The sequence below is a fragment of the Phenylobacterium sp. genome (assembly GCF_044372605.1).
Lineage (GTDB): Bacteria > Pseudomonadota > Alphaproteobacteria > Caulobacterales > Caulobacteraceae > Phenylobacterium.
Genome location: NZ_JBILRO010000241.1, coordinates 1 through 5,221, shown reverse-complemented (window position 1 = coordinate 5,221; position 5,221 = coordinate 1). Strand labels below are relative to the sequence as shown.

The following is a 5,221-nucleotide window of genomic DNA, read 5'->3' as shown; positions in this document are numbered from 1 at the left end:
GCTTGTGGTGGTGAATCGGTTGAACCAGGCCTCCGAGGTGGATGCCCTCTTGGCGGCGGGTGTTTCACTCACGCGGCTTGCGGCCCCCTACCTCTGCCTGGCAGCAGCGCTGGCGGCGGTAAGCCTGGTGGTGTTCGGCTTCCTGCAGCCCTACAGCCGTTACGCCTACCGCGCCGTCCTGCACTCGGCGCAAAACGCTGGCTGGAACGGACTGGTGCCTGCAGAGACCATCCTGATCCCCTCCAAGACCCTGACCGTCACCGCCGATGAGGCCGATGGGGCCGGCCAGAAGCTGACCCATATCCTGATCCGCCGGACCACGGAAAAAGGTCAGGACGAAATCACGACCGCCAGGATGGCGGAGGTTCGTCGCATGGCCGACGGCAAAACAGTCCGTCTGGACCTGAGCGATGGCCAGCAATTGCGCTTCAATTCGGCCGGTCAGCCCGAAGTCCTGAGTTTCAAGCGCTTCACCATGCAACTGCCATTGACGGGCCCGGCGCGCCTGCTGCGTGCCCGGGGGGGCGACGAACGGGAACTGACGCTGTTCGAGTTGGCCGATCAGGCCAAGGCGGACAATTCCACAATCCCGCGCGAATCCTTGAAGGGTGAACTCTATGGGCGGCTTGCCAAGGCCCTGGTTCTGCCCTTGCTGACCCTTCTGGGTCTACCGCTTGGACTGTCGGCCAAACGTAGCGGACGGGCACCCGGGATGATCGTCGGCGGCGTTCTGTTGCTGGCGTTCTTCCACGCGATACAGCTGGGCCAGGGCCTGGCCGCGACGGGACGCCTTTCTGCTGAACTGGCGGTTGGCGGCCCGCTCCTGGTGTTCGCCCTGATCGCCGTCACGGTCTTCGCCACAAGTCTCAGGCGACCCGGAGATACCCCAGTCGGGCGGGCGCTTGAGTATATCTCGAGCATGATCGCCCGGTTCAGACCCAAATCGACCGTCGCGAGCGCAGCATGACGCTCCCGGCCTATCTGCTGAAACTCATGGGAGCCCGGGTGCTGGCCGCATTGGCTGTGCTGACGGGTGTTCTCCAGATTATCGACCTTCTCGAGGTCACGACGCAGATCCTGGACCGCAACCTCGGGGCCGGCGGCGTCGCCTACTACGCCATGCTGAGGGCGCCTCGACTGATCGAACAGGCGGCCCCGTTGGCTGTTTTGGCGGGATGCCTGTTCGCGTTCGGAAAACTGGCTGGCGAAAGCGTCGTCACCGCATTGAGGTCGACCGGTATCTCGGCTTACAGGATCACGCTGTTGGCCCTGCCGGCGGTGCTGGCACTGGCGCTGGTTCAACTGGCGATCGGGATGGTGATCGCACCCCGCACTGATCAGATGCTGAGCGCCTGGTGGCAGGCCAGCGCGCCGCAAGATGCTACAAAAAAGATCACGCCGGTGACGTTCAGGCTGGCCAATGAGGTGGTGGTGGCCCTGCCACGGGACCCCGACGGCCGCAGCCTTGAGTCCGTGATCATCTATCGCCGGGATCAGGCCGGTCGCCTGGTCGAAAGAACGACAGCGCCGACGGCGGTCTGGGAAGCAGGCCGCTGGACCCTGATCAAACCCAGGTTCGAGACCTTGGGGACCAAAACCATCTCGGAAGGGTCCGCCACAACGATGGACTGGACACAGGACCTGCAGCCCGCCGATGTACGGGCGATGGCGGCCGGTCAGACCCTGGTCACGCCACAGGAGGCCAGCCGAGCGCTTGCGGGCGGGCTTTCGATGCGCCCGCGTACCTACTATGAAACCCAGCTTCAGCGCGCCTGGGCGGCGCCATTCGCCTGCATCGTGATGCTATTGCTCGCGGCGCCGGCTTCGATGGCCAACTTCAGGGGCGGCGGGGCGACATTGCTGGTGCAGTGTCTTGCAGTGGGACTGTTGTTCCTCGTTTTTGATGGCGCGTTCACCGCCCTGGGTGAGAACGGGGCAGCGCCCGCGATCCTTGCGGCCTGGGCCGCACCCGCCATGTTCTCTGCGCTCGGGATTACCGCCCTGATCTATCTGGAGGGGTGATGGCGCCGGGGGAAGAACGCGACGACATCCAGGTCATTCCTGTCGCGACGGCGGCTCAGTTGGATCGCTTCATCCGCGTTCCAATGCGGCTGGGCGCCGGCGATCCCAACTATGTGGCGCCGCTCATATTCGAGCGCCAGGAATCCCTGACGGCCAAGGGCAATCCCTTTTTTGCCCACGCTGAGGTGCAGTTCTGGCTGGCTGTGAGGGCAGGACGCGATGTCGGCCGCATCAGCGCACAGATCGATGCTTTGAACCCTCAGACCGCCGAGGGAATTGGCAATTTCGGCATGATCGCCGCGGAGAATGATCCCGCTGTCTTCGCGGCCCTGTTCGGCGCCGCCGAGGCCTGGCTGCGAAGCCGCGGATGCCGGGCCGCACTCGGGCCGGTAAACCTGTCCACCAACGAAGAAGTCGGGCTGCTGGTCGAGGGGGCTGAACATCCCCCGATGTTCATGATGAGCCACGATACCGCGCATGCGCCCCATCGGATTGAAGAACAGGGCTACGCCAAGGCCAAGGACATATTCGCCTACATCTGCAGCGTGAACGACGATCTGCCAGCGCCGATCCTGCGTCGCATCCGGAAGGGACCGCCACCGGGCGTGACCCTGCGCATGCTCGACATGAGCCGATTTGAAGCTGAGGTGGATACCCTTACCGGTATTCTGAACGACGCCTGGTCGGGTAACTGGGGCTTCACACCGACGACCGAGGCCGAGACGAAGGCCCTGGCCGCGACCCTGAAACTGCTGATCGACAAGCGCCTCACCTGGTTCGCTGAAATGGACGGCGAAACTGTGGGCTTCATGATCCTGCTTCCGAACATCAACGAGGCGATCGCCGACCTGAAGGGCAAGCTGTTCCCGTTCGGCTGGGCCAAGCTGATCTGGCGACTGAAGATCAAAGGGGTGAAGACCGGCCGGGTTCCCTTGATGGGGGTGAAACGGAAGGTCGCCGGGTCCCTTCGCGGCCAGCTTGTGCCGTTCCTGCTGATCGACGCCGTAGCCCAGGCGGCGCGGCGACTGGGCTACGCACGCTATGAGCTGTCCTGGGTGCTGGAGGACAATCTGCCGATGCGCCGGATTTGTGATGCGGGCGGCGCCAAGGTCTACAAAACCTACCGGCTCTATCAGAAGGCGCTGGTTTGAGCGGCTTTAGGGCGTTGGTGCTGGCAGGGTCCCGCAGCGGAACGGACCCTGTCGCCGCCTATGCCGGCGTGAGCCACAAGGCGCTGATCGTGCTGGGCGGCGAGACATTGCTGGCGCGGGTGGTGGCTGCCCTGCGCGCGGCCGGCGCCGGGCGGATCGCCGTGATCTCCAGTCATTCGGATGTACGCATCGAGATGGCGCGGCTTGGCGTAGAGGCGCTGGATGAAGCGGCCGGACCAAGCCTGAGCGTTGCAGCCGGCGCCGGGCAATTGGGAACGCCGTTGCTGGTGACCACCGCTGACCACGCCCTGCTGGATGCGGTCTGGGTCCGGCAATTTCTGGCCGATGTGCCGGACGGGATAGATGTGGCGGCCCTGGTCGCCGCGCGGCAGACCGTCGAGGCAGCGGCGCCGGAAACCCGCCGGACCTGGTTGAAGCTGGCCGACGGGCACTGGTCTGGCTGCAACCTTTTCTACCTGGCCAATGACCGCGCCCTGCGCATTGTAGACTTCTGGCGAAAGGTCGAGGCGGAGCGCAAGCGGCCCTGGCGAATGGCGCAGATCCTGGGCGCCGGGATGCTGCTGCGGTATCTCTCCGGACGACTGGGACTGGGCGACGCCGCCACAAGGCTGGGCGAAATGGCCGGGGTATCAGCGGCCATTGTGCAAACGCCCTACGGGCTGGCTTCGGTTGACGTCGACAAGGCCGCAGACCTGGATCTCGTGCGACGGATCGTGGGAGACTAGGCCTGCCTCAGGGCGCAGTCCAACCCGCCGCCAACCGGTTCAGGGAGCGAACGTCCTGGAGAAAATCCATCTCTCCCCACTCCAGATCCTGGATCGAACAGACCCGGACCTCGACCTCGCTGTGGGCCAGTTCGTCGATGACGCTGAGGTACCAGCGACGTAGACCCTCGGGCGAGCGCAAGACCTGATCGATACCCGCCACAAACCGGGCCGCACCGACGCTTGAGAAGCGGAGAAAGCCAATCGATTCCGCATCATAGGCTTCAATCGATTTGCCAATGGCGCGGAGGCTTCCGTTCTCGGTCAATACCTTCATGTCGTCGGCGTCATAGGACGACTTACGGTCAATGGTGACGGTGATATCCGCATCGGGCGCCTCCATAAGACGCTCGGCTACGCCGGGACCGAACAAGGTGTCTCCATTGAGGAGCAGCACATCGCGGTCAAACTCATGCCGCACGATCCAGCAGGACGCCGTGTTGTCCGAGACGGTGTAGAAGGGGTTGAAGGTCAGCCGGACCGCCATGCTCAGTCCGAGCGAAGCGACCTCTGCCTCGACGGCCTCAGCACGAAAGCCAGTCACGATGACGGCTTCTTCGACACCGGCGGCCTGCAACCTCAGAAGCTGCCAGGAAAGCAGCGAGCGACCGGCGATCTCGATCAGGCACTTTGGCCTCGACTCGGTCAAGGGCAGCAGGCGCTTTCCCTGACCGGCGGCGAGGATGATGGCTCTGTTCGGTGACTTCACGGCAATTCTGTCAGGAGGGCTTCGGCACGAGAGGGCCGCATATGCGCGCTGCGGGCGGCTCTGTGAAGTGCAAGGCCCCAAACACGAAGAAACCTCGCGGAGGCACCAGCCCGCGAGGTCTCAGTCGAATGTCCTTGCGTGACCACGGCCGAGCACCGTGGCGGCGACTATTTCAGGTGCCGGGCCAGGTGCTTGTTCATCTCGAACATGCTGACCTTGTCCTTGCCGTCAAAAACAGCCTTCAGCTTGGCGTCAGCCAGGATATCGCGCTTGTTCGCGGGATCCTGCAGGTCGTTCTTCTTGATGTATTCCCAGATCTTCGAGACCGTCTCGCCGCGCGAGAGTTGGCCTGCGCCAACTACGGCGGCCAGCTCTGCCGAAGGCGTCAAGGGCTTCTGCAGGGCGTTCGTTTTCTTTTCAGTGGCCATGGGCTCCCCCGGCTGGATGTTGTCGCGAGGTTTCAGCGGGCGCCGCTGAAACCGAGTCGCTTGGTGTATCCTACCTCTCAGCGCGCGCCGCGCCACCCGATATGCGCAAAGCCTTCGGATAACCGT

Annotated in this window: 6 protein-coding genes; 4 read left to right on the top strand and 2 right to left on the bottom strand. The window is 63.9% G+C overall.

Going from position 1 to position 5,221, the window contains the following annotated elements; translation table 11 throughout:
• From ACIQ42_RS15720 to ACIQ42_RS15705, 4 genes are all read left to right on the top strand, one after another.
• The coding region (locus tag ACIQ42_RS15720; RefSeq protein ID WP_397423189.1) for an LptF/LptG family permease at window positions 1–967 on the top strand (967 nt) is incomplete at its 5' end.
• Window positions 964–2,022 (top strand): LptF/LptG family permease, encoded by a 1,059-nt coding sequence (locus tag ACIQ42_RS15715; protein WP_397423188.1) that lies wholly within the window; start codon window positions 964–966, stop codon window positions 2,020–2,022. The genes ACIQ42_RS15720 and ACIQ42_RS15715, both read left to right, overlap by 4 nt.
• Window positions 2,022–3,173, top strand: coding sequence for a dATP pyrophosphohydrolase (locus ACIQ42_RS15710; RefSeq protein ID WP_397423187.1), 1,152 nt, complete (start codon window positions 2,022–2,024; stop codon window positions 3,171–3,173). The genes ACIQ42_RS15715 and ACIQ42_RS15710 overlap by 1 nt, the downstream gene beginning before the upstream one ends.
• On the top strand, window positions 3,170–3,919 hold the full coding sequence (locus ACIQ42_RS15705; protein WP_397423186.1) for an NTP transferase domain-containing protein: 750 nt from the start codon (window positions 3,170–3,172) through the stop codon (window positions 3,917–3,919). Before ACIQ42_RS15710 ends, ACIQ42_RS15705 begins: the two co-directional genes overlap by 4 nt.
• Before the next feature lie 7 nt (window positions 3,920–3,926).
• Here the strand turns inward: ACIQ42_RS15705 and ACIQ42_RS15700 are convergent, their stop codons facing one another.
• Both ACIQ42_RS15700 and ACIQ42_RS15695 read right to left on the bottom strand, forming a co-directional pair.
• Window positions 3,927–4,667, bottom strand: a complete 741-nt coding sequence (locus ACIQ42_RS15700) for an NTP transferase domain-containing protein (RefSeq protein WP_397423185.1) — start codon at window positions 4,665–4,667, stop codon at window positions 3,927–3,929.
• Between the two features lie 167 nt (window positions 4,668–4,834).
• Window positions 4,835–5,095, bottom strand: coding sequence for an SWIB/MDM2 domain-containing protein (locus tag ACIQ42_RS15695; protein WP_397423184.1), 261 nt, complete (start codon window positions 5,093–5,095; stop codon window positions 4,835–4,837).
• Window positions 5,096–5,221 lie beyond the last annotated feature (126 nt).

What these genes read in the sequence shown, in the direction of transcription:
- ACIQ42_RS15715 (WP_397423188.1), top strand. Translation starts at nt 964, where the DNA reads ATGACGCTCCCGGCCTATCTGCTGAAACTCATGGGAGCCCGGGTGCTG.
- ACIQ42_RS15710 (WP_397423187.1), top strand. Translation starts at nt 2,022, where the DNA reads ATGGCGCCGGGGGAAGAACGCGACGACATCCAGGTCATTCCTGTCGCG.
- ACIQ42_RS15695 (WP_397423184.1), bottom strand. Translation starts at nt 5,095, where the DNA reads ATGGCCACTGAAAAGAAAACGAACGCCCTGCAGAAGCCCTTGACGCCT.